General features: G+C 71.7%; 18 protein-coding genes and 2 tRNA genes. 14 read left to right on the forward strand and 6 right to left on the reverse strand.

Annotation, left to right across the window (positions count from 1 at the left end; all coding sequences use genetic code 11):
* Positions 1-41: 41 nt before the first annotated feature.
* Entirely contained in the window at positions 42-530 is a 489-nt protein-coding gene (locus IF06_RS0106380; RefSeq protein WP_030269566.1) for a MarR family winged helix-turn-helix transcriptional regulator, read from the forward strand.
* On the opposite strand, the gene IF06_RS0106385 is transcribed toward IF06_RS0106380, so the two are convergent.
* Positions 515-1,069, reverse strand: a complete 555-nt coding sequence (locus IF06_RS0106385) for a hypothetical protein (RefSeq protein ID WP_013283218.1) — start codon at positions 1,067-1,069, stop codon at positions 515-517. The genes IF06_RS0106380 and IF06_RS0106385 overlap by 16 nt on opposite strands.
* A 547-nt stretch (positions 1,070-1,616) precedes the next feature.
* Between IF06_RS0106385 and gyrB the strand changes: the two genes are divergently transcribed.
* From gyrB to IF06_RS0106415, 6 genes are all read left to right on the forward strand, one after another.
* Positions 1,617-3,563: a DNA topoisomerase (ATP-hydrolyzing) subunit B gene (gene gyrB / locus IF06_RS0106390; RefSeq protein ID WP_013283219.1), complete on the forward strand. Its 1,947-nt coding sequence runs from the start codon at positions 1,617-1,619 to the stop codon at positions 3,561-3,563.
* A 130-nt stretch (positions 3,564-3,693) separates the two neighbouring features.
* Positions 3,694-7,473 carry an intein-containing DNA gyrase subunit A gene (gene gyrA / locus IF06_RS0106395; protein WP_157551453.1) on the forward strand — a complete coding sequence of 1,260 codons (3,780 nt, stop codon included), beginning with the start codon at positions 3,694-3,696 and terminating at the stop codon, positions 7,471-7,473.
* Between the two features lie 3 nt (positions 7,474-7,476).
* Complete coding sequence (locus tag IF06_RS0106400) at positions 7,477-8,403, forward strand: DUF3566 domain-containing protein (protein ID WP_013283221.1); 927 nt, start codon at positions 7,477-7,479, stop codon at positions 8,401-8,403.
* Positions 8,404-8,547: 144 nt separating this feature from the next.
* A tRNA-Ile gene (locus IF06_RS0106405) sits at positions 8,548-8,621 on the forward strand.
* A 43-nt stretch (positions 8,622-8,664) separates the two neighbouring features.
* Positions 8,665-8,793: a DLW-39 family protein gene (locus tag IF06_RS34235; protein WP_013283222.1), complete on the forward strand. Its 129-nt coding sequence runs from the start codon at positions 8,665-8,667 to the stop codon at positions 8,791-8,793.
* A 10-nt stretch (positions 8,794-8,803) separates the two neighbouring features.
* A tRNA-Ala gene (locus IF06_RS0106415) sits at positions 8,804-8,879 on the forward strand.
* Positions 8,880-8,881: 2 nt separating this feature from the next.
* Here the strand turns inward: IF06_RS0106415 and IF06_RS0106420 are convergent.
* Positions 8,882-9,250, reverse strand: a complete 369-nt coding sequence (locus tag IF06_RS0106420) for an ImmA/IrrE family metallo-endopeptidase (RefSeq protein WP_030269570.1) — start codon at positions 9,248-9,250, stop codon at positions 8,882-8,884.
* 344 nt (positions 9,251-9,594) lie between these two features.
* Between IF06_RS0106420 and IF06_RS34705 the strand changes: the two genes are divergently transcribed.
* A complete protein-coding gene (locus IF06_RS34705; protein ID WP_269635817.1) occupies positions 9,595-9,723 on the forward strand; it encodes a hypothetical protein in 129 nt (42 codons plus the stop codon).
* A 4-nt stretch (positions 9,724-9,727) separates the two neighbouring features.
* Here IF06_RS34705 and IF06_RS0106430 read toward each other — a convergent pair whose 3' ends face one another.
* Together IF06_RS0106430 and IF06_RS0106435 are read right to left on the reverse strand one after the other, a co-directional pair.
* A complete protein-coding gene (locus tag IF06_RS0106430) occupies positions 9,728-10,759 on the reverse strand; it encodes a DMT family transporter (RefSeq protein ID WP_030269572.1) in 1,032 nt (343 codons plus the stop codon).
* Positions 10,760-10,881: 122 nt separating this feature from the next.
* Entirely contained in the window at positions 10,882-11,448 is a 567-nt protein-coding gene (locus tag IF06_RS0106435) for an AAA family ATPase (RefSeq protein ID WP_030269574.1), read from the reverse strand.
* 51 nt (positions 11,449-11,499) lie between these two features.
* Between IF06_RS0106435 and IF06_RS0106440 the strand changes: the two genes are divergently transcribed.
* The 4 genes from IF06_RS0106440 (at position 11,500) to IF06_RS0106455 (ending at position 13,478) form a co-directional block, all read left to right on the forward strand.
* On the forward strand, positions 11,500-11,805 hold the full coding sequence (locus tag IF06_RS0106440; protein WP_013283242.1) for an ArsR/SmtB family transcription factor: 306 nt from the start codon (positions 11,500-11,502) through the stop codon (positions 11,803-11,805).
* Positions 11,802-12,188 carry a VOC family protein gene (locus tag IF06_RS0106445; RefSeq protein ID WP_013283243.1) on the forward strand — a complete coding sequence of 129 codons (387 nt, stop codon included), beginning with the start codon at positions 11,802-11,804 and terminating at the stop codon, positions 12,186-12,188. Before IF06_RS0106440 ends, IF06_RS0106445 begins: the two co-directional genes overlap by 4 nt.
* Before the next feature lie 10 nt (positions 12,189-12,198).
* Positions 12,199-12,681: a hypothetical protein gene (locus tag IF06_RS32010; protein WP_232236628.1), complete on the forward strand. Its 483-nt coding sequence runs from the start codon at positions 12,199-12,201 to the stop codon at positions 12,679-12,681.
* Between the two features lie 107 nt (positions 12,682-12,788).
* Positions 12,789-13,478, forward strand: a complete 690-nt coding sequence (locus IF06_RS0106455; protein WP_030269576.1) for a PH domain-containing protein — start codon at positions 12,789-12,791, stop codon at positions 13,476-13,478.
* 3 nt (positions 13,479-13,481) lie between these two features.
* Here the strand turns inward: IF06_RS0106455 and IF06_RS0106460 are convergent, their stop codons facing one another.
* Entirely contained in the window at positions 13,482-14,072 is a 591-nt protein-coding gene (locus IF06_RS0106460) for a dienelactone hydrolase family protein (RefSeq protein WP_030269578.1), read from the reverse strand.
* A 65-nt stretch (positions 14,073-14,137) separates the two neighbouring features.
* On the opposite strand from IF06_RS0106460, the gene IF06_RS0106465 reads away from it, so the two are divergent.
* Both IF06_RS0106465 and IF06_RS0106470 read left to right on the forward strand, forming a co-directional pair.
* Positions 14,138-14,728: a winged helix-turn-helix domain-containing protein gene (locus IF06_RS0106465; protein WP_013283247.1), complete on the forward strand. Its 591-nt coding sequence runs from the start codon at positions 14,138-14,140 to the stop codon at positions 14,726-14,728.
* 89 nt (positions 14,729-14,817) lie between these two features.
* Positions 14,818-15,765, forward strand: a complete 948-nt coding sequence (locus tag IF06_RS0106470; RefSeq protein WP_030269579.1) for an L-threonylcarbamoyladenylate synthase — start codon at positions 14,818-14,820, stop codon at positions 15,763-15,765.
* Here IF06_RS0106470 and IF06_RS0106475 read toward each other — a convergent pair.
* Positions 15,762-20,261 (reverse strand): cation-translocating P-type ATPase, encoded by a 4,500-nt coding sequence (locus tag IF06_RS0106475; protein WP_030269580.1) that lies wholly within the window; start codon positions 20,259-20,261, stop codon positions 15,762-15,764. The two genes, IF06_RS0106470 and IF06_RS0106475, sit on opposite strands and share 4 nt — an antisense overlap.
* Positions 20,262-20,425: the final 164 nt, after the last annotated feature.

Here is a 20,425-nt window from a genome sequence, read left to right on the forward strand (position 1 = left end):
CAATCGTTGCTAGGATCGCAACGACGACGAGGAGGACGCGGGTGACCGGCGGCATCGAGGAGGACCCCCTGGCGCTGGAGCAGCAGGTCTGCTTCGCGCTCTCAGTCGCCGCCCGGAGCGTCGTCGCTGTCTACCGGCCGCTGCTGGAGCCGATGGGGCTCACTCATCCGCAATACCTGGTGATGCTGGCGCTCTGGCAGCACGCGCCGCTGTCCGGCCGGGATCTGAGCCGGCTGCTCCAGCTCGACCCGGGCACGCTGTCCCCGCTGCTCAAGCGGCTGGAGGCGGCCGGCTACATCCGGCGGGAACGCGACGCCGCCGACGAGCGCAGCCTGGCCGTCTCGCTCACCGCCGAGGGGCAGGCGCTGCGGGCGCAGGCCGAGCGGATCCCGCCGGCCATCGTGCAGCGCCTCGGCCTGCCGCTGGCCGACCTGCGGCACCTGCACGCGGCGCTGACCGAGGTGATCGCGGCAGCCAACCAGGCCACGTCTTCTTCGGGCGCTGCGGCGCCCGGTCAGGCGTCGGCGTAGACCGCGAAGCCCCGCTCCGCGCAGCGCCGGTAGAAGGCCGCCAGCACGCTCAGCTCGGCGCAGGTGAAGTTCCACTGCGGCGGATCGCCGCTCTCGTCCCGCAGCCGGTCGAGCCGGCTGTCGAGCCAGCGGAGCTGCTGCTCGGCCAGCCGCCCGTCGCCGAGCAGCGCGCGCAGCACCTCGCTCACCGACTCGAACGTGACCGGCTCGCCGTACGGCCGGTGCCGTGCGACGAACTTCTCCACGCCCTCGGCGATCCAGGAGCAGCCGTCCGGGTCGATCACCGGGTCCTCGTCCTCGACCGCGTTCTCCGTGGCGTAGAGCACATTCTCCAGCCCGAGGATCAAATCGACCAATTCGGTGTACGCGGTCGCGCGTACCGTGCCGGTCTTCGCGATCAGCTCGGCGAGCGCCGCGGTCGGCGCGGAGATTCGGGGCATGTCCACGATCTCGCCGAAGTCCACGAACTCAGCCGGCGCGACCGGATCGTAGAAGCGGCCGGTCCGCGGCCAGTGCACCGCGACGTTGTCCAGCCCCATCTGGCGTCACCTCTCACCAAGCGTTTTCGGACCATCTCCGACGATCGTCCCGGTTCCGGGCGCGAAAGATCAAGACCGCAACGGCGGCGCCGCAAAAGCTACGGCACGCCGGGCCCGGCCGCGACCCCCGGTCGGGGCAGCCGCCGATCACCGGTCGGATGACCGTCGTGGCTCACGGTGGCCGGTGGCGCGGTACCGCCCCAATGGCGTGTAGGGGGAGTCGTGGGCAACGCGGTTCGTCCGGCTACGGCATTCTCAGCCGCCTCGGAGAGGGTGCCGAGTGGCGGTTTGGTCGGCTCCGCACAGTAAGATTGAGGGCGAGACGAAAGACCCGAGACGGAGCGACGGACAGGGGCCCGCATGAGCCCTCGATCATAGTCCCGCATCGGGTCCGAGCCGATCGCGATCCGCGGGCAACCGCGGCGCCCGGCGTACATGATCCGAGCCTGGCGATCCCAGGGGCGGTCCATGCGCGCCGACGTCGCGTCCTGTCCGCCGAACCCGCGCCCCGCGCCCACGCGCGGCCGGTGCGAGAAAGTGGCCGAGCGTGGCAGCGGAGGACAACAAGAAGTACGGTGCCGAGTCCATCACCGTTCTCGAAGGCCTGGAAGCGGTCCGGAAGCGGCCCGGTATGTACATCGGGTCCACCGGCGAGCGCGGTCTGCACCACCTGGTGTGGGAGGTCGTCGACAACGCGGTGGACGAGGCGCTGGCCGGGCACTGCGACACCATCGACGTGGTGCTGCTGGCCGACGGCGGTGTCCGGGTGACCGACAACGGCCGTGGCTTCCCGGTCGACCTGCACCCCAAGCTGAAGAAGCCGGGTGTCGAGGTCGCCCTGACCGTGCTGCACGCGGGCGGCAAGTTCGACGGCAAGGCGTACGCCGTCTCCGGCGGCCTGCACGGCGTCGGCGTCTCCGTGGTGAACGCGCTGTCCACCAGGATGGCTGTGGAGATCCACAAGGACGGCTTCGTCTGGCGCCAGCAGTACCACCACTCCAAGCCGACGCCGCTGGAGAAGGGCGAGGCGACCGACCGCACCGGTTCGGCTGTCTCCTTCTGGCCCGACCCGGACGTCTTCGAGACCGTCGACTTCGACTTCCACACGATCTACCGTCGCCTCCAGGAGATGGCCTTCCTCACCCGGGGTCTCACCATCCACCTGCTCGACGAGCGGGTGCCGGAGGACGAGGACGGCAAGACCCGCGAGGTCACCTTCCACTACGAGGGCGGCATCGCCGACTTCGTCCGGCACCTCAACGCCTCCAAGAGCCCGATCCACAAGACGGTGGTCGAGTTCGGCGCCGAGGAGACGGGCATGTCGGTTGAGATCGCCATGCAGTGGAACGAGTCGTACGGCGAGTCGGTCTACACCTTCGCCAACAACATCAACACCCACGAGGGCGGCACCCACGAGGAGGGCTTCCGGGCCGCGCTGACGAGCGTCGTCAACCGCTACGGCGCCGAGAAGAAGCTGCTCAAGGGCGACGAGCGCCTCTCCGGTGAGGACATCCGCGAGGGCCTGGCCGCGATCATCTCGGTCAAGCTCACCGACCCGCAGTTCGAGGGTCAGACCAAGACCAAGCTGGGCAACACCCCGGTCAAGGGCTTCGTGCAGCGGGTCTGCAACGAGTCGCTCGTCGACTGGTTCGACCGCAACCCGGCCGAGGCGAAGATCATCATCCAGAAGGCCTCCCAGGCGGCCCGGGCCCGGATCGCCGCCCAGCAGGCGCGCAAGCTCGCCCGGCGCAAGTCGCTGCTGGAGTCCGGCTCGATGCCCGGCAAGCTGGCCGACTGCCAGTCCACCGACCCGCGCGAGTCCGAGGTCTTCATCGTCGAGGGCGACTCGGCCGGCGGTTCGGCCAAGCAGGGCCGCGACCCGCGTACGCAGGCGATCCTGCCGATCCGCGGCAAGATCCTCAACGTGGAGAAGGCCCGGATCGACCGGGTGCTGAAGAACAACGAGGTGCAGGCGCTGATCACCGCGCTCGGCACCGGCATCCACGACGACTTCGACATCGAGAAGCTGCGCTACCACAAGATCGTGCTGATGGCCGACGCCGACGTCGACGGCCAGCACATCCAGACGCTGCTGCTCACGCTGCTGTTCCGGTTCATGCGGCCGCTGGTCGAGCTGGGGCACGTCTACCTGGCCGCCCCGCCGCTCTACAAGATCAAGTGGAACAAGAAGGGCGACGACGCCCAGTACGCGTACTCGGACCGGGAACGCGACGGGCTGATCGCACTGCGCCAGCAGAAGAAGCCCAACGCCCGCCCGGACGACATCCAGCGGTTCAAGGGTCTCGGCGAGATGAACTACCCCGAGCTGTGGGAGACCACGATGAACCCGGCCACGCGTACGCTGCGCCAGGTCACGCTCGACGACGCCGCCACCGCGGACGAGCTGTTCAGCGTCCTGATGGGTGAGGACGTCGAGGCTCGCCGGTCGTTCATCCAGCGCAACGCCAAGGACGTGCGGTTCCTGGACATCTGACGGACGCGCCCGGGTCGGCCGGCGATCCACCGGCCGGCCCGGCGGTCCACAGAGTTATCCACAGTCTGGCCGCTTTCCACAGCCGTTATCCACAGCGAGACCACGACTCTGAGTCTGATAAGGGTTAACAGTGACCGATACTCCCGAGTCCACCCCGAACGAGCCGGAGACCCCGGAACCACTGGCGGCGGTCGTCCAGCACGACCGGATCGAGCCGGTCGGCCTCGAGGTCGAGATGCAGCGCTCGTACCTCGACTACGCGATGAGCGTCATCGTCGGGCGGGCCCTGCCGGACGTCCGGGACGGGCTCAAGCCGGTCCACCGCAAGATCCTCTACGCCATGTTCGACTCCGGCTACCGGCCGGACCGCGGGTACGTGAAGTGCTCCCGTGTCGTCGGCGACGTGATGGGCCAGTTCCACCCGCACGGCGACTCGGCCATCTACGACGCGCTGGTCCGGATGGCGCAGCCGTGGTCGCTGCGCTACCCGCTGGTCGACGGCAACGGCAACTTCGGCTCGCCGGGAAATGATCCGGCTGCGGCCATGAGGTACTGCCTTGCGGCAGATGTCCGGGTTCGTACCGTCGACGGCACCGTCCGGATCGGCGACGTCGTGCCGGACGCCGCGCCGAGCAGCGAGACCGACGTCGACCTCAAGGTCCGTGACCGCAACGGCGACCTGGTCCGTGCCAGCAGGTTCTTCCACTCCGGCGAGCACCCCACGCTGCGGCTGCGCACCCGTGAGGGGTACGAGCTGACCGGCACCCACAACCACCCGGTGCTCTGCCTGGTGAACGTGGCCGGTGTGCCGACCCTGCTGTGGAAGCTGCTTGCCGAGATCGCCCCGGGCGACCGGGTGGCCCTCCAGCGCACCGTGCCGGACGAGATCGGCTACCCGATGCTGGAGCACGTCGAGGCAGCCGTGTTCGCGGGCGCGTTCGTGTCCGAGGGGTGGGTGTCCGAGCAGCGGGCCGGCTTCAACAACGTGGACCGGGAGTTCTTCGTCCGGGTCCTCACCGCCTATGACCTCGCGGTCGGCGGCCCCCGGTACGTCGCCGAGCGGGTCATCGACTCCGGCAGCACGCTGCACGAACTCGATGTACAGAACCTCGCCGCACTGCGGGCGAGCGTACTCGGCGAGATGGTGGGCGCGCGGAGCGCCGACAAGTTCGTGCCGGAGTTCGTCTGGCGCGGACCGGCCGCGGTCAAGCGGGCCTTCCTCCAGGCGTTGTTCGAGGGCGACGGCTCGTCGTCGCTGCTGCCCCGCCACACGATCCAGGTCTCCTACTCGACCCGCAGCGAGCGGCTGGCCCGCGAGGTGCAGCAACTGCTGCTGGAGTTCGGCGTGGTCAGCCGGCAGTGCCGGTACGACAACGGCGAGATCAAGGTCGTCGTCACCAACCGGCGGGACGCCCGGATCTTCGCCGCTCACGTCGGATTCCTCGGCCGCAAGCAGGCCAAGCTGGAATCCGAGCTGGCCCAGGTGCCGGCGAGCAGCACCGCGCTCTCCGGCGATCACGTGCCGTTCGTCGGTGACTTCGTCCGCGAGCACGGCGCGAGCCGCTGGACCGAGCGTGACTGGCTGCGCCGGCACAACGTGGACCGGATCGAGCGCTGGGAGCGGGACCGCGACGAGATCGCCGCCCGGATCACCGAGCCGGGCATCCTCGACGTGGTCGAACCGCTCGTCGACGGCCGCTTCTACTACGCCGAGGTGACCGACGTCACCGACGCCGGTGTGCAGCCGGTCTACAGCATCCGGGTGGACACCGAGGACCACTCGTTCGTCTCCGACGGTTTCGTCAGCCACAACACCGAGTGCAAGCTCGACCCGCTGGCGATGGAGATGCTGCGGGACATCGACGAGGACACCGTCGACCTCCAGGACAACTACGACGGCCGGGCCAAGGAGCCCACCATCCTGCCGTCGCGTATCCCGAACCTGCTGATCAACGGCTCCGAGGGCATCGCGGTCGGCATGGCCACCAAGATCCCGCCGCACAACCTGCGCGAGATCGGCGCGGCCGTGCAGTGGTGCCTGGAGCACCCGGAGGCCGACGAGGCCACCACGCTGGAAGCCCTCCTGGAGATCGTCAAGGGTCCGGACTTCCCGACCCACGGCCTGATCGTCGGTCAGGCGGGCATCCAGGACGCGTACCGGACCGGGCGCGGCTCGATCCGCATGCGCGCCGTGGTCGAGGTCGAGGAGGACAAGCGGGGCCGGCCGGCGCTCGTGGTCAGCGAGCTGCCGTACCAGGTCAACCCGGACAACCTCGCCGAGCGCATCGCCGAGCTGATCAAGGAGGGCAAGCTCGCCGGCATCGCCGACATCCGCGACGAGTCCTCCGGGCGTACCGGCATGCGGATCGTGCTCGTGCTCAAGCGCGACGCGGTCGCCAAGGTGGTGCTGAACAACCTCTACAAGCACACCCAGCTCCAGGAGACGTTCGGCGCCAACATGCTGGCGCTCGTCGACGGCGTGCCGCGCACGCTGAACCTGGCCCAGTTCATCCGCTACTACGTCGAGCACCAGATCGAGGTGATCCGGCGGCGGACCGCGTTCCGGCTGCGCAAGGCCGAGGAGCGGGCGCACATCCTGCGCGGCCTGTCCAAGGCGCTGGACGCGCTGGACGAGGTGATCGCCCTGATCCGGCGCTCGCCCACTGTGGAGGACGCACGGCAGGGCCTGATCCGGCTGCTGGACATCGACGAGGTCCAGGCGACCGCGATCCTGGACATGCAGCTGCGCCGGCTGGCCGCCCTGGAGCGGCAGCGGATCCTGGACGACCTGGCGAAGCTCGAAGTGGAGATCGCCGACCTCAAGGACATCCTGGCCAAGCCGGAGCGGCAGCGGCGGATCGTCTCGGAGGAACTGGGCGAGATCGTCGCGAAGTGGGGCGACGACCGGCGTACGAAGATCGTCCCGTTCGACGGCGAGGTCTCGATGGAGGACCTCATCGCCCGCGAGGACGTGGTGGTGACGATCACCCGCACCGGATACGCGAAGCGGACCAAGGTCGATCTCTACCGGTCGCAGCGGCGTGGCGGGAAGGGCGTCAGCGGGGCGACGCTCCGCCAGGACGACATCGTCAGCCACTTCTTCGTATGCTCTACCCACGACTGGATCCTGTTCTTCACGAACAAGGGTCGGGTCTACCGGGCGAAGGCGTACGAGCTTCCCGAGGCCAGTAGGGTGGCCAAGGGCCAGCACGTGGCCAACCTGCTCGCGTTCCAGCCCGACGAGCAGATCGCGCAGATCATTGAAATCCCGAACTACCAGGTGGCCCCCTACCTGGTACTGGCCACGAAGAACGGCCTGGTGAAGAAGACGCGGCTCGAGGAGTTCGACTCCAACCGTTCCGGCGGCATCATCGCGATCAACTTGCGCGATGAGGACGAGCTGGTCGGTGCGGTACTGGTCGCTCCGGAGGACGACCTGCTGCTCGTGTCGAAGAACGCCCAGGCGATCCGCTTCAACGCCACCGACGAGGCGCTGCGTCCGATGGGCCGGGCCACCTCCGGTGTGATCGGCATGCGCTTCAGCGGCGAGGACGAGTTGCTCGCCGTCGAGGTGGTGCGAGAGGGTCTGGACGTTCTGGTCGCGACGAACGGGGGTTACGCGAAACGTACCCCGATCGAGGAATACCCGGTCCAGGGCCGGGGAGGTAAGGGCGTGCTGACCGCGAAGATCACCGAGCGACGCGGTGGCCTGGTCGGCGCGGTCGTGATCGATCCGGAGGACGAGCTGTTCGCCATCACGAGCAACGGCGGCGTCATCCGGACTCCGGTGAAGCCTGTACGCCGTACGCGTGACCGGAACACAATGGGGGTCAAGCTGATGGACCTCCCGGACGGCGTGACTATCGTGGCGATTGCTCGCAATGCCGACGAGCCTGACGAACAGGACTAGTTGATGACGGAGACACAGGCGAAGTCGGGGAACAAGGGGACCTCGGCCACTCCGGTCGAGGAGGAGGCCGCGCAGGGCGGCACACCAGCGACCGGCCGCGCGGCTGTGGGCCGGGCCACGGTTCCCGCCGACGCGCCTGCCCCGAAGTTCACCCGGGCTCCCGGCATGGCCCCGCCTCCGGACAAGCCGGCCGAGGACTCCGGTTCCCGGGACTCGGCCGAGACCAAGGTCGACGCGCCGACATCGGCCGACGGTCTGGCCGCTCCGGCCGCCAAGCCCGCGAACGCCACGAGCACCCAGCCGATCAAGACCCCGTCGGCCGCCGGCCGGGCCTCCACCGGGACGACCGGCACGCAGCCGCGGATCGGTGCCGGCCTGGGCACCGCCCCGAAGACGTCGCCCGACGGCTCGCGCCCGAGCGGCGCCGCGAGCGCCCAGGCCCGGCCCGCCAACGGCGGCGGCCTACCGCCGGGCATCAGCGGCGCGGCAGCCGTCGGCGCCGCGCGCGTGGGTGAGGCGGTACGCGCCGCGCGTACCTCGGTCAGCTCGGCCGCGTCGCGCGGACCGCGACGGGCCCGGCTGAACCTGAAGCGGATCGACCCGTGGTCGGTGATGAAGTTCGCCTTCGCGGTGTCAGTGGTGCTCTTCATCGTGGTCGTCGTGGCGACGTCGGTGCTCTACCTGGCGCTGGACGCCATGGGTGTGTTCAAGAGCGTCAACGACAGCCTCACCGACCTGGTGAACGCCGGCGGCGGCCAGGGTGGCGGCGGCTTCCGGATCACCGCCAAGGGCGTGATCCTGACGTCGGCGCTGATCGGCCTGGTGAACGTCGTGCTGTTCACCGCGCTGGCCACGCTCAGCGCGTTCGTCTACAACGTCTGCGCCGACCTGGTCGGCGGGATCGAGCTGACGCTCGCCGAGCGGGACTGATCGACCGGCGCCGGGGCACCGCGTAAAGCGGTCGCCCCGGCGTCGTGCGTCCGGGTAGGTTCGAGGTGGCGCGGGTGCTTCCCACCACGGACCCCCGATTTGGGCGCGGTGGAGGCGATGGGTTAACCTAGCTCGTCGCTACGCGGGGCTATAGCTCAGTCGGTTAGAGCGCAGAGCTGATAACTCTGAGGTCGCTGGTTCGATTCCAGCTAGCCCCACCGCACATCGTCCGACGACAGTCGAGCGCGAGGGGTCAAGCACATGTTCAAGAAGCTCCTGATCCTGGCCGGCATCGTCGGTGTGGCCGCCGTCGTGGCCAAGAAGGTCAAGGCCTCCAACGACGAGCGCGCCCTGTGGCACGAGGCGACCACGGCGCCCGACCTGCGCTGAACGCCGTCACGGGGCCCTAGCTCAACTGGCAGAGCACTGCCTTTGCAAGGCAGGGGTTAGGGGTTCGAGTCCCCTGGGCTCCACCACATCATTTCGCCGGATCATCAGCGTCTGTCGATGCTGCTGTATCGCGTGCCGCCTCGGCAGTCGGCTTCCATCGATCAACGAAAGCCTCGGCGAACCGTTCATGATCTGATCGGCGTTGCACCCGGCCGACCTTCCGGCTGCGGTGTTGGAGCACGTGATGCCCTAGCTCGTGCAGCAGTACGTCGAACCGCATGAAGTCCCGCATCGACGCGGCCTCCGGTAGCGGTTGCTCGTAGAGAACGATCTCGCCCGGCACCCTGGTTCTGCCGTAGACGACGAATCCGGGCCGGAAATCCTCCCTCTGTCGCAGCTCGATGCCGCGTAACCCGTACCACGCCCAGGGCCCGAGGGTCTCCAGCACGTCGCGCACGTCTTGCCCGCTTGCCGGGTGCGCGAATCCGGATCGCGGTGCGTGAACGTGGATCCGCAGCCGGTCGAGCCGGGGCGCGCGCCGGAGTGCCTGGCGCGAACGGGGGTCTGTTCGGAGGCTTCGGCTCACAGCGGCCATGGTGGGCGGGCGGCACTACCTACGACAACGGGTTTCTCCGCGAAGCAGCTCGGCGAGGCCGACGGGGTAGAGCGGACTCCCTGCGTCGAAGCTGTTCAGCGGCCGCCACATCACCTTCGTGCCCGCGTCGTCGCGTATCTCACCGACGGCATCCCGCTCGTAGAGGACTGGTCGGCGAGCCGGCAGTCGAAGACGAAGACGATCTCGTGCCCGTCGCGGCCGAACGCGTGGAACAGGTTCTCCAGAACGCCCAGGAGGGGGTCCAGGACGTCAAGTTCAAGTTCATGTCGTACCTGATGGACACCGACTCGGTGCGGCGCCAGCTCGCCGGCTGATCCGTCACCCCGGACGGCGCGTCGCCACACCGCCGCCGGCCCTCGCTCGTCGAGGCCGGCGGCGGTTCCGCATGTCGGCGTCACGGTCCCTGAGCGCCGCAGTCGACGACGGCGCCGGCCCGGGTTCGCCGAGCATCAGCGTGACCACCGCGGCGAGCAGCACGATCGACCCGAGAACGGCGGTCACTGTGAGCCGTTCGTCGAGCAGGAGCACCGCGATGAGCGCCGCCGTCACCGGCTCCACGAGCGCGATGACCGACGCGGTGGTCGCCCGGACCGAGGCCAACCCGGCGAAGAACAGGGTGTACGCCACGGCGGTGGGCGCCACGGCGAGGAAGGCGAGCAGGCCCACTGTCTGACGGGTGTCACCGGCTGTGGGCAGGATCCCTTCGAGCAGGGCCAGCGGAAGCAGGCAGATCATTCCGACGGCGAATCCGCCCAGCAGCGGAGTGTGCCAGCCGCCGTCTCGGCCGAGCTTCCGGTTGAGCAGGGTGACGGCTGCGTACCCGGCCGCGGACAGCAGCGCGCAGGCCAATCCCAGCAGCGGCGCCGGGGCGCTGCCGGCGCTACCACCGCCCAGCAGCAGGACCAGGCCGACGAGTGCTGTCACGACTGTGACTCCGCCGGATCGGCCGAGTCGCTCGCCGAGGGCCAGGCGTGAACCGAGGGCGATGAGGACCGGCCCGGCGCCCAGGGTGACCATGGTGGCGACGGCCAGACCGGCGTACCCCACTGCGGCGAAGTACGCCGTCTGGTAGACGGCGAGACCTACGCCTGTCGTTACGACCTGCCGCCACCTGTGGCGCAGCCGGGTGCTGACGACCCGGATACGCGAGGATGGTCGCCGACGTGTCAGGTGTCCGGCGGCGAGCAGCAGGACGCCGCCCGCGAACCGCCAGACGGAGACGGCGACGGGGCCCAACCCGCTGGTGTCGTAGAGGACGGCCGCCGCGGCGCCGCCGGTGCCCCAGGCGATCGCCGCCAGGAGGATGTACAGGGTTCCTCGCCCCACGGTCGGGGGCAGATTTCTGCGCACGGGATTCTCCGTTGTCGTCGCCGCCCGGGCACCGCGAACGCACCCGGGCTCTGGATCGAAAGCCGGGTTCGGTGAACGGCGTCGTTACCGGGTGACCGGTGGCGGCGAGACAACGCGGAACGTCATGTCCGCACCCTAGCGGCGCGCAGACGATCGACCGCCTGCTTTATCGCGGCCACCCGCGTCGCGAGCGGTCCCGCGGGCACCTCGACGAGGTCGAATCCCGCGTCGCGGTACGTCAGTTCGTGGACGCGCTCGAAGACGAGCGACTCCTCGAAGCTGATCCGGCGGGCGGCGGTCGCCTCGACGAAGCCCTGATTCCGTACGAAGAAGACGGTCCGCTCGTAGTGGCGGCGTTCCGTCGTCAGGCGCTCGACCTCGTCCAGCAGGGCGGACGGCGGCGTCGACCCCAGGTGGCGGCACAGCGCGAGCGTGCAGACGGGTGAGCGGTCGTGGAAGATGATCTCCCCGGCGTGCGCTTCGGCTCGGCGCCGACGCCTCCGCTGGAGAGCCAGCACCCGCTCGGCGAAGTCCGGCTCCCGCCACGGTTCGGGCCGGCCGAGCGCCTGGTGCAGCGCGATCACGTCGGTCGCCGCCTCCTCCACGACGGGATGGCCGTCGACCTCCAGGTGGCGCAGGATCGCGGTCTTACCGGAGCCGGGAGCGCCGGTGAGGATGAATCCGGGCATGACGTCCTCCGTTGGCAGACAGCCTCTTGATAGGCAAGCTGTTACTTGCATATGGTGGGTGACGTGGGCGATCTGTACCAGGCGCTGGCCGATCCCACCCGCCGCCTGATCCTCGACGAGCTGACCGAGCGCGACGGTCAGACCCTGTTCGAGATCTGCGGCCGGCTGGCCACCAAGCACCAGGTCGGCTCGTCCCGGCAGGCGATCTCCCAGCACCTCGACGTCCTGGAGGCCGCCGGCCTGATCGTCACGCGGCGGCAGGGTCGCTACAAGTTCCACCACCTCGACACCCGGCCGCTGCGGTCCATCACCGAGCGATGGCTCAGGTCCGACGCACCCACCCAGGAGAACCCATGAGAATCAACCTCACCAGCGTGTACGTCGACGACCAGGACAAGGCACTGCGCTTCTACACCGAGGTGCTGGGCTTCGTGAAGAAGACAGACGTGCCGACCGGGGAGTACCGGTGGCTGACTGTGGTCTCGCCGGACGCCCCGGACGGCGTGGAGCTGCTGCTGGAACCCGACGCGCACCCGGCCGCCAAGGCGTTCAAGGAGGCGCTCGCGGGCGACGGGATACCGCTGACGCAGTTCGCGGTGGACGACGTGGCCGCCGAGCACGACCGGCTGCGGGGCCTCGGCGTGCTGTTCACCCAGGAGCCGGTCGACATGGGCCCGGTGACCACGGCGGTGTTCGACGACACCTGCGGCAACCTGATCCAGATCGCACAGTACCGGTAGCGGGTCGACAGTGGCCGGACCGTGGCGTAGCCCGGCGCTGGCGGCCGCGGTGGCGCGCCTGGAGGACGAGATCCGGGACGCCTGGGCGCGGCTGCGCGGTGAGCTGGACGTGGCGCCGGGCTCGCCCGAGGAGAGCGAGCTGGCCTGGCTCGTCGTCGACGACCCCGGGGCGTACGACTGGCGGACCGTGGACGGCGCGGTGGACCGGCTGACCTGTCCCGACTGCGGGGCACGGCTGACCGCCGGACCGGCGACGTGCGAGACGTGCGAGTTCCGCCACCGGATGCGGTTCGGCGCCCGGGAGCGCGACCGCCCGCACGTGCCGCCCGGCAACGAGCACGCGCTGCGCGTCGCCACGGCGGTGACCCGCAGCCGCCACCGCTACTCACCCGGGCGCGGGTCGGCTACGAGCTGGTCCTGCCGGACCTGCTGGCCGGCGCCCTGCCCACGACTCCCCAGGCCCAGGCCGCCAAGGCACTCATCAACACGTTGACCGACGACGAGTGCGACCGGGTCGCGAGCCTCGCCGAGGTCGTGAAGTTGGCGAGAGGTCGTTGACTCCGCGCGGAACCGCTGGACACGATCGGTCACTCTGGCCGCATGACGGTGTGGCGGCGCCCGTACTCGCTGGACCTGACCACCTCCGGCTTCATGGTCGTGGCGGTGCTGGCGGTCGGCTTCTTCGTGCTCCTCGTGTTCGAGGTCAGAAGCGGCAGGATGCCGGGACGGGATGCGGTGTTCCTCGGCGTGTGGAACGCCGTCGGCCTCGCCGTCGCGGTCCGCCGCGCGATGCTCGGCGTCTGGGTGAGCCCTGTCGGCGTACGCTCGCGCTCGCTGCTCCGCACGACCACAGTGCCGTGGGCGTCGGTTGCGGAGATACACAGCGGTACGGGTTCGATCGTGGGCCTGGACGTGGGACGCGACGCGATCGTCATCGAGCGGATCGACGGCGAGCCGGTGCAGACGCCGATCCAGTCCGGCGCCGTCGTCCGGCCGTTCCGCCTGGAGCTGACCCGGCTGGTCACCTGGCCGGAGCACTACGACGAGATCCTCGCGAACCTGCGGGAGTGCCATCGCAACGCCCGACCCCCGGAGCAGCGCGCGGCGGCGAGCCCGGCGCCGGATCCGGTCCGCACCGACCATTTGGACCCGCCGGGGCAGATCCGGCGGCCCGCTCCGAGCGCCACGCAGCGGCGCGACATCCACGCGCTGACCAGGCAGTACGAGCGTGGAGTGCTGACCGACGCCGAGTACGCGGCCGCGTTGGCGCGGCTGCGCGGTGACGAGTAGGCGTCAACCGAGCCGGTCGAGCAGCTCGCGGCTGCGGCTCACCACCAGCGCTGTGGCCTCGGCGTCGTACGAGGGCAGCGAACTGTCGGTGAACAGGTGCCGGTCGCCGGGGTAGACGTACAGCTCGCCGCGCTCGGGACCGACGATCGACACCAGCTCGCGCGCGGCGTCGACGTCGCCTTCGAGCCCGAAGAACGGGTCGCGCTCCATGCCGTGCACCTGCACCGCCACCCCGTCGGGCCACGGGCCGATCGCCCACTCGCCGGTCACCGGCAGGCAGGCCTCGTAGAGCAGGGCGGCCCGGGCGCCGGCCCGGGTCTGGGCGAGCCGCTGGGCGATGGCGGCGCCCCAGGAGACGCCCGCGTAGACGAGGCCGGCGGGCAGGCCGGCGACGAGCGCGTCGGCGCGCCGGTCGAGGACGTCGCCGCCGATCCGCTTGATCAGCGCGGCGCCGTCGGAGATGGTGGCCGGCCGTTCGCCGTCGAAGAGGTCGGGGGCGTGGACTGTGTGGCCACCGGACCGCAGGGAGCCGGCGAGCGCGCGGACGCCGTCCGTGAGCCCTTGAATGTGGTGGAAGAGCACGATCTCGGCCATCACTACACTCCTGAGTTGTCAGACCAGAGTTGTCGAACGAACCAGAATCTTAGAACGGTCGAGAAATGTCGGTCAATGAGCGAATCCCGGACTACGACCTCGACGACCTGCTCGTGGTCACCGCTCCGGAGCAGTTGCGTGCGCTCGCCGACCCGCTGCGGAGCACGCTGCTCGAACTGCTCCTGGAGCGCGCCGCCACTGTCAACGAGATGGCCCGCGCCGTCGACCGGCCGAAGAGCAGCGTGGCGTACCACGTGAACCAACTGGTCGACGCCGGTCTGCTGCGCGTGGTGCGGACCCGCCGGGTACGCGCCATCGAGGAGCGGTTCTACGGGCGGGTGGCCCGCACCTACTACGTCGGCGCGCTCAGCCGGGCCGAGGACAAGCAGGTGGTGTCCCGGATCAACGGGCTCGCCGAGGCGGCAGCCGAAGCGGCGGCCGCGCACGCCGCCGACGAGTTGCGGTGCACGCTCGTGCACGCGCGCATCCCGATCGAGGACGTCCGCGAGTTCTGGGCGGAGGTGCAGGCGCTGGCCCGGCGGTTCGCGCAGATCCCCCGCGCCGGCGACCAGGTGTACGGCTTCGCCGCCGGCCTCTACCCCACCGACGCGCCCACGCTCCCCGACACGGAACCCGCCACCGACCCACGCGACTGACGGCCCCACCACGTGACGGCAGGGTCTTGCCGGGACGGCGAACCGGGCAGACTAGCGTCGGAAGCGTGAGCATCGGATCCCCGCGCGTCCTGCCGGCCGAGCGCGGCATCGACGAGGCAGCCGCCGTCCTGCGTGCCGGCGGGCTGGTCGCCTTTCCCACCGAGACGGTTTACGGGCTGGGCGCCAACGCGCTCGACGCCCGGGCCGCGGCGCGGATCTTCGAGGCGAAGGCGCGGCCCAGCTTCGACCCGCTGATCAGCCACCTGGCCGACGCCGCCGACCTGGCCGCGCTGGTGGGCGAGGTGCCCGCGGCGGTGGCCGAGCTGGCGAAGCGGTTCTGGCCCGGCCCGCTCACCCTGATCGTGGACCGTCCGGAGATCATCCCGCCGATCGTCACCTCCGGTCTGGACACCATGGCGGTACGCGTACCGGACGAGCCGTCGGCGCGGGCGCTGATCGCCGCCGCCGGAGTGCCGGTGGCGGCGCCGAGCGCGAACCGGTTCGGCCAGCTCAGCCCCACCCGGGCCGAGCACGTGGTGGCCGGGCTGGGCGGCGCGGTGGACGTGGTGCTCGACGGCGGGCCCACCCGATGCGGGATCGAGTCGACGATCGTGGACGCGCGCGGTGAGCGGCCGGTGGTGCTGCGGCTGGGCGCGCTGCCGGTCGAGGCGCTCGTCGAGGCGGTCGGCCCGGTCGAGGTGCGCCAGGGCAGCTCCGGCCAGCCGGTCGCGCCCGGGACGCTCGCCGCGCACTACGCCCCGCGTACCCCGTTGCGGTTGGGCGCGGCGGCCGAGCCCGGCGGCGGCCGGCGGGGCTTCCTGGCCTTCCGGGAGCCACCGGCGGACGGCGACTGGGCGGCGGTGGAGGTCCTGTCGCCCGACGGCGACGTGACGGCGGCGGCGGCGCGCCTGTTCGACGCGCTGCACCGGCTCGACGCGGCCGGGGTGACCGAGATCGTCGCCGAGCCGGTGCCGGAGACCGGCGTGGGCCGAGCGATAAACGACCGGCTGCGCCGGGCTGCCGCCACCTGGCGCTAGGACTGGCCGGCGTCGGGTCGCCGATGCGAACCCGGCTGCGGCAGGCGGTCGACCAGCTTGGTCAGCGCACCGTTGGCGAACGTCGCGCCGAGTGCCGACCCGGTGGCGATGGTCCAGCCCACCGGGCCGAGCGGGGTGCAGCCGAAGAACTGGCTGACGCCCGGCGTCTGCACCACAGCCACGAGCACGCCGACCGACGCGGCGGTGGCGGCGAGCACGCTGGGGCTGGTGCCGCCGGCCAGCACTGTCTGGCCGAGCTGGGTGCCGATCAGCGAGGCGAGCGCGACGGTGCTGGCACGCCGCTGGGTGCCGGTCCACCTGGCGATCGTCCAGCCGGCGGTCGCGCCCAGCGTGGTCGACGCCGCGCGCAGCCCGATCTCCCGGGTCATGGTGACGCCGAGCGAGGAGTCCGGCCCCTCCCGCAGCAGGTGGTCGGCGCTGTCGTCGGCGGGCGGCCGGACCGCGATGGCGAGCGCGGGCGCCAGGTCGGTGAGCAGGTTGACCAGCAGCAGTTGCCGGCCGTTGAGGGCGGACCGGCCGGTCGCGGCGGCGGTCAGCACGCTGAACGCGATCTCGCCGAGGTTGCCGCCGACCAGGATGCTCAGCGCGTGCCGTACCGACGACCACATGGCCCGTCCCTCGACGAGCGTGGCGATGATCGTCTCCAGCCGGTCGTCGGTGACCACCAGGTCGGCGGCGGCGCGGGCGGCGGGAGTGCCGCGTTGACCGAGCGCGATACCGACGTCGGCGAGCCGGATCGCCGGGGCGTCGTTGGCGCCGTCACCCGTCATCGCGACGGTGCGGTCCTGGCGCTGCAACGCCTGGATGATCCGTACCTTGTGGGCGGGCGTGCAGCGTGCCACCACGTCGGTGGCCATCAGGCGCTCGGCGAGCGCGGCGTCGTCCAGCCGGTCCAGGTCGCTGGCCGTGACGACGCGCTGCCCGCCGTCGTCCGGGCTGATCGCGGCGGCGATCGCCTCGGCGGTCGCCGGGTGGTCGCCGGTGATCATGACGGTGTGCACACCCGCGGCCCGGATCCGGGCCACCGCCGGCCGGGCGCTCTCCCGCACCCCGTCGGCGAGCGTCAGGAAACCCACGAAGACCAGGCCGTCGACCTGCTCGTCGCTCACCTGCTCGGTGGAGACCTGGCACTCGGCCACGGCGAGGATGCGGTGCCCGGCACCGGCCCGCCCGGCCAGCATGGCCTGCACCTCCTCGCGTCCGGCCGCGTCGAGCGGCCGGTCACCCTCGGCGGTTCGGCGGGACGCGCAGCGCGGCAGCACCGACTCGGGGGCGCCCTTCACGCTCAGCAGCAGCCCGCCGGCGGCACGCCCGACAGCGGCGCTGTAGCCGCGGGACGGCTCGAACGGCAGCCCGGCCGTGGCGGTCCAGTCCGCCGCTCCGGTCCGCTCGTCCACCCCGGCGGTGTCCGCGCCGTGGCGTACCGCCCGGTCGGTCTGCTGCGGCAACTCGTCCGGATCCGCCGCAGCAGGGGTGGCCCGCACCGCGGCGGCCAGCGTCGACCGCAGCGGCTCGTCCAGGTCGTCCAGCGCGGCGTACCGGCCGTCGCCCGTACCCACGCCGGCCAGCATCAGCTTCCCCTCGGTGAGCGTGCCGGTCTTGTCGAAGCAGAGCACGTCGACGCGCCCCAGCGCCTCGATGGTCCGGGGGTTGCGGACCAGGGCGCCGTGCTCGGCCAGCCGCCGCGCCGCCGCCAGCTGCGCGGCGCTGACCAGGAACGGCAACCCCTCCGGCACCGACGCCACGGCCAGGTTCGCGGCGGTCGCCGCCGTTTCGGCAAGGGGTACGCCCCGAAGCAGCCCTGCGCCTGCGACAGCGATCGCCGAGGCGGCCGCAAGGGGTACGGCGCTGCTTGTCAGCCTGCCGAGCCGCGCCTCCACGCCACTGGCGGGCGGGGCCTGCCGGGCCATGGCGAGGCTCCGCCCGGCCTCGGTCTCCGCACCGGTGGCCACCACCACTGCGGTGCCGTGCCCGGCGGCCACAGTGGTGCCCTCGAACAGCATCGAGTGCCGTTCGGCGATGGCCGCCGCCACCACCGGTTCCGGGCTCTTCGCCACCGGCAGCGACTCGCCGGTCAGTGACGACTCGTCCGCCTCCAGCCCGTCGCTCGTCAGCACCCGGCAGTCGGCCGGTACGGCGTCCCCGGAGCTGACCGTGATCACGTCGCCGCGTACCAGTTCCTCGGCGGGCACCACCCGCTCGGTGCCGTCGCGCAGCACCCGGGCGGTGACCGCCGAGCGGGACAGCAGCTCGGCGAGCGATCGTTCGGTGTTGCGCTGGTGCACCGCGCCGACCAGAGCGGACCCGCCCACCACGCCGCCCACCAGTGCCGCGTCGACGAGTGAGCCGAACGCGGCGGAGAGCACCGCACCGGCGGCCAGCACCGGGGTGAGCGGGTTGGACAGCTCCTCCACGAACGCGCGGAGCAGCCCGGCCGGGCCGTGCTCGTCGCCGACCTCGACGCGCCGGCGACGGGCCGCCTCGTCCTCGGCAAGCCCGGACGGGTCGGTGGCGAGCTGGTCCAGGACGGTCTGCGCCGGCATCAGGTGCCAGGCGGTGAGCGCGGGCATCGGTGCGCCGGTCCGGTCCGGCAGCCGGTGTGCCCGGAACACGCCGTGCGCGAACGCGAGCGCCGCCGCGCCGTTCACCGCGGCGAGCGTTGGGCGGGGCAGCCGCCGCCGGTCGGCGGTGAATGCGGCGAGCGCGCCGAGCCCGCTGCCGGCCATCGAGATCCGGACGTTCTGCTCGGTCATCCGGCGGGCCACCCCGGCGGCGTCGACGAGCAGGGCCGGTACCCGCAGGTCGTCACCGACCAGCAGGTGCGCGCCCCACGGCGGCAGGTCGTCCGGGCCGTACACGCCGAGGCCGCAGTCCGAGGCGGCGAGCGCCGACCGCTCACCGGAGACCACCATCACCACGGCGCCCTCGCGTTGCAGGTCGTGCACCGCGTCGGCGAGCCGGGCACCACCGGGTACGAGCAGGTCCGCGAAGTCGTACCGGCCGTCGTCCGCGCCGCCGACCACGAGCCGCAGGCCCGCCTGCCGTGCGGCCGACGCCAGCGCGTCCACGCCCGGCGCGGGCTCCGGCTCGACCCGCAGTACGGCGGCGAGCCGGCCGTTCTCCGCCAGCCCGAGCAGCCGTCCACCGTCGGCGCGCAGCCGGGCGCTGTCCGGGGTGTCGCCGGGATCGTCGGCGCCGAGGCGGTCCAGCGGGCCGATCCGCCAGCCCTCGGCGGCGCGAACCGCGTCCGGCTCGGCCGGGTCGAACAACGCGAACGCGCGCGCGGCGACCTGCCCGGTGTCGGCGTCGGCCAGCGGCGCGAGATCGGCCAGGACGCCCCGGTCCGAACCGAGCACCGCCGCGTCGAGCACCACCGTGTCGATCCGGTCCAGCTCACGCAGCACACTGCGGTCCATCGCGATCACGCCGCGCCGGGCGAGCATCCGGCCGAGCTGGGCGCCGTACCCCTCCCGGCCGGAGCCGGGCGCCTTCGGCAGCGAGGACAGCGCCAGCGCGGCTGCGCGCTTCGGCCCCAGCACCGGCAGCGCCGCCGCCCCGGCGACCGCGCCGGCCGGAAGCACCCGCTTGGCGTACCGCTCGGGCTGCCCGTCCGGCACCGGGCAGGGCCGCTCGCCGTCGGGCACCCGGGCCACAGCCCGTTCCGGGTCACCGGTCAGGTGCGGCTCGGCCCGCCGCCATGCGTTCAGTTGAGCGGCGCCCTCACCCCACTGCACGACCCGCTGCGCGCCGTCCAGCACGATGCCCGCCCAGCCGCCGGTGAGACCCTGCACCACCGCCTCGGCCAGCGGGAACAGCACCTCGGCGCGCGGGTCGGCGCGGATGCCCAGACCGGCCAGCGCGTGCAGCTTCGGGTGCAGGTCGACAGCGCCGAGCAGACCGGCCACCTCGGCGGGAATGGGAGTGAGCGGCAGGACACGGGTGGCAGCGGAGATGCTCAACCCGAGCACGTCGGACAGCAGCGCGCCGAACGTCCGCGCGGTACGCGGGCCGTCCTCGGGCGGCTGCGGCGGTTCGATCTCCGGGTCCGGCTCGTACGGGCAGGTCTGCTCCACGCGCGCCACCGTGGCGATCAGGTCGCGCAGCTTCGGCGCCGGATCCCCGGTCGCCACCACCACCCGGCCCGACGGCGCGTTCACCCGCGCCCAGGCGACACCCGGCATCGACTCCAGCGCCGCCTCGACCTGACGGGCCAGCCGGTCGCCGCCGTCCTGGCACACGCCGTGCACCTCGATGTGGTGGCGGCCGTCCTGCGACCACACGCGGCGGCTGGTCAGCCCGGTGAGGCGGGCCAGCCGGGCCGCCGCCGTACCGACGCTGCCCGCCACCTCGCTGACCCGGGCCGGCACGGCATCAGTGGGCAGGGCCGAACCGACGGTACGCGCGACACGCGCGGCGGTCTCCGGTACGACCGTCGGCGACAGCAGGAGGCCGGCGAACCGTCCCAGCGAGGTCATCGAGTCGTACGGCCGGGCAGTCGGTTGAAGGTGTCGCAGCCGTACGCCATCTCGCCTCCCGGTCTCGTCCCGGCGGCCCGACTTCCCGGCGCGGCGTCCGTTATGCCACCCCGACGGCAGAAGTTTCCGGGCATCGCCCCGCCGTTCCCGGCCGACGAGACGCG

This window comes from Micromonospora globosa, assembly GCF_000717585.1.
Taxonomy (GTDB): Bacteria; Actinomycetota; Actinomycetes; order Mycobacteriales; family Micromonosporaceae; genus Micromonospora; species Micromonospora aurantiaca.